This window comes from Streptomyces sp. CNT372 (assembly GCF_000377145.1).
On the sequence record NZ_KB897807.1, the window covers coordinates 1 to 2,540 of the forward strand.

Consider the following 2,540-nt stretch of genomic DNA (forward strand, 5'->3'; position numbering starts at 1 on the left):
GGGGTTGATACGGTCCACGTGCGTCCTTCCTCTCCTGGTGATGTAGGCGTACAAGGGCGCACGCAGCGACGGCCCTCCGGAATCACGGCGTCTGTAGCGCCGCCGGGGGGCCGTCGTGCTGCGCCCGGGGTGGTTCAGCGGGTGCGGTGCCGGGGGCACTCGCAGGGGGGCCACTCGGAGGTGACCAACGGGGGCAGGTCGTCAGCCGTGGTGATCACGCGGGGCGGCCCGTACGTCCGGCCGCTGTCGTGGCTGACGCGGAGGACGAGGAGCGGCGTCGGCTCCGGCGTCGGGGCCGGGGCGTCGGGGGCGCTCACGCGGCGACCAGCGCGGTGTCGACCGGGGCGGGGAGCGCGGCCGGGGTCGTGTCGGTGAGGCGCAGCGAGGGGGCGCAGGGCCGCATGGGGACGTCCCCGAGGCCGTGGCGCTGGTACGCGGCGCGGATGGCCTCCAGGTCCGGCGTCATCCGCGAGGACGGGACGCGCTCGATGAGCCAGCGGCCGTAAAGGCCGGCAGGGAGTCGGCCCAGGGTCTTCTTCGCGCGGCGCTTGCCCCGGTCGGCGGCGCGGGCCTCGTCGCAGGCCGTGGTGTAGGCGTCGGCCGCGGCGTCGATCTCCTCGGCCGTGGGCATCTCGTCGTCGGTGTAGACGTCGGCCGGGTCCGGCACGGTGACCGGGGCGTGGTCGCGGACGAGGGCGGCCGGGGTGACGACGGAGCGGACGGCGTCGGCGGCGGTGCGGGCGGCGGTGCGGGCGCGCTGGGCGATGCGGGTGAGCATGGGGGGCCTCCTGGTGATCGCGGTGCGGTGGTGCGTGTGCTCCCGGGGCCGGGCGTCTGTAGCGCCGTGGCTCCGGGGCGGGTCGGCCGAACGGCCACGACCACGGCGCTCCCGCCGTGATGGGGGCGGGTGCGCCGGATCGAATCCGTTCGGGGTGTTCGTGGTGCTTTGTGTTGCTCTCCACCAGTGACGGTGATTCGTCGGCGCCCAGGCTGTGACCCCCTTCTGCGTAGGTCCGGACCCGTATGAGGTAGTCCGCGTGACCTCCCCTGTTCTGGCCGGGGTGCCCTGATGTGGTCGGTGCTCAAGGTGCGTGCGCTCCCGGTCCCTCCCCTGTTGGGTCGTTCTCGGTACAGGTAGAACGTACCACGTGCATGGGGTACGTTCCACCATCATGCAGTGGTACGTTCTACTCATGCCGGAACCGGCACACGGACGAGGAGAGAGCCATGACAGAAGCCCGCAAGGTGGGATACGCCGACGTCGCCGGGGCGTACCGGCAGAAGATCCGGGACGGCGAGCTGCGCCCCGGGGACGCGCTGCCGACCGTCAACGGCGTGGCGGAGGAGCACGGCGTGGCCCGCAACACGGCCGCCCGCGCGTTCGCCCTGCTCAAGTCGGAGGGCCTGATCGTCACGAGGGCCGGTGCCGGCACGGTCGTCGCGGAGGCACCGCACGTCATCAGCGGGACGGATCGACTCGACCGGCTCAACCGCACCGGACGGAAGTACGCCGACGGCGAGGAGGTCACCGGGCGCCGGGTCATGCGCCGGTCGTGCGTTGACCCCCGGATCTGCCGGGAGCTGGACATCGAGCCGGGCGAGGAGGTCATCATCCGTATCCGGACGTTCCGGCAGGACGGGAAGCCGACCACGGTCGGCCTGTCGGTCATCCACTCGCGCGCTACGGAGGACGTGCCGGAGGTTGCCGACGACGCGGCGATGCCGAAGTTCTGGCAGGAGCTGTATCGGGAGCGCACCGGCCGGGAGGTCGTGCGCGGCGAGCGGACGGCGATGGCCCGCCAGGCGTCCCAGGACGAGTTGGACGCGTTGGAGATCGACGCCCCGCCGCACGTGGCCGTGGCCGTTCTCGTGACGCACGTGACGTTCCATGACGAGACGGGCCCCATCGAGCACTGGGAGGACGTCTACGCCCCTGGCGTGGAGATCCCTCTCCCCGCCTGACCCGGCCCACCAGGACGCCGAGGACGCCCCCGTTCGCGCGTTCCGGCGGCCTGCCGGCACCTGACATGCCAGACGACGAACGGCCGGTCACCTGCTCGTGACTGGCCGTTAGAGTGATCCGAAGTAGACAGCAGAAAGCCCGACCCCCGCTAAAAGTCTTGGCGGACTGGGGGCCGGGCTTCACAGGAACCCGCAGTGCGGGGCCTTTGCTCGTTTCAGATCATACGTGGTTGCACCCTCGCGGGCGAGCTTCCACGGAGGTCAGTGGGAGCAGCGGCGGCGCACTCGGGCAAGGAATGGAGCCCCTTATGCGCCGTGACCAGTTGGGTCACTGCACCGCTACACCGCACGTCGTGACGCGGAACACCATCCGCGTCACTGCACCGGGATGGTTTTGGGCCTCCGGTACGGACACCGCTCGACCTACCTGTGAGGGGCAAGGGCCGGGCGATCTCTTCATCACGGAGACAAGGATGCCGTACCTGAACGCCGTGCACTGCACCCTTACGGGGGGTGCCCAGTGACGCTCTCGACTCACCGCGTCGCCCGGTGGTGCGCCGCCCAGGGCTGGGCCGTGC

General features: G+C 71.3%; 2 protein-coding genes. One reads left to right on the forward strand and one right to left on the reverse strand.

Annotation, left to right across the window (positions count from 1 at the left end; genetic code table 11):
• Nucleotides 1–313: 313 nt before the first annotated feature.
• Nucleotides 314–778 (reverse strand): hypothetical protein, encoded by a 465-nt coding sequence (locus C593_RS0128370; RefSeq protein ID WP_018850704.1) that lies wholly within the window; start codon nt 776–778, stop codon nt 314–316.
• 449 nt (nt 779–1,227) lie between these two features.
• On the opposite strand from C593_RS0128370, the gene C593_RS0128375 reads away from it, so the two are divergent.
• The gene (locus tag C593_RS0128375; RefSeq protein ID WP_018850705.1) at nt 1,228–1,962 is read left to right on the forward strand and encodes a GntR family transcriptional regulator; all 735 of its coding nucleotides are present in this window, start codon (nt 1,228–1,230) and stop codon (nt 1,960–1,962) included.
• Nucleotides 1,963–2,540: the final 578 nt, after the last annotated feature.

Bases quoted from the DNA above. Each gene is read 5' to 3' on its own strand.
- C593_RS0128375 (WP_018850705.1), top strand. From the start codon at position 1,228: ATGACAGAAGCCCGCAAGGTGGGATACGCCGACGTCGCCGGGGCGTAC.
- C593_RS0128370 (WP_018850704.1), bottom strand. From the start codon at position 778: ATGCTCACCCGCATCGCCCAGCGCGCCCGCACCGCCGCCCGCACCGCC.